Genomic DNA, 343 nt, shown 5'->3' on the forward strand with positions numbered 1-343 from the left:
CGCAGCAGTTCCAGACGGCGCACGTGGTGCCCGAACGTGCCTGCGCGATGGTGGTTCTTGCCGTGTACGTCATTGCCGATCGCACCGCCCACCGTGGCATAACGGGTGCCCGGGGTGACCGCCAGAAACCAGCCGCGCGGCAGCGCGATATCCAGGATATCGGCCAGGGTCACCCCGGCTTCGCAGCGCACGATGCCGGTGGATGGGTCGAAGTCGATGAAGCGGTCCAAGGCGCGGCTGGTCAGCAGCGTCGCTGCTGGATTCAGGCAGCTGTCGCCATAGCTGCGGCCATTGCCATGCGGCAGCACCGTGCCGCCATCGGGCGGCAGCGGCAGCTGCGGAT

Annotated in this window: 1 protein-coding gene; it reads right to left on the reverse strand. The window is 67.9% G+C overall.

The features are described from left to right. A partial coding sequence (locus tag EN846_RS34080; RefSeq protein ID WP_135928130.1) for an FAD-binding oxidoreductase occupies nt 1–343 on the reverse strand: 343 nt, incomplete at both ends.

The sequence above is a fragment of the Mesorhizobium sp. M4B.F.Ca.ET.203.01.1.1 genome, assembly GCF_004791025.1.
GTDB classification, from domain to species: domain Bacteria; phylum Pseudomonadota; class Alphaproteobacteria; order Rhizobiales; family Rhizobiaceae; genus Mesorhizobium; species Mesorhizobium abyssinicae.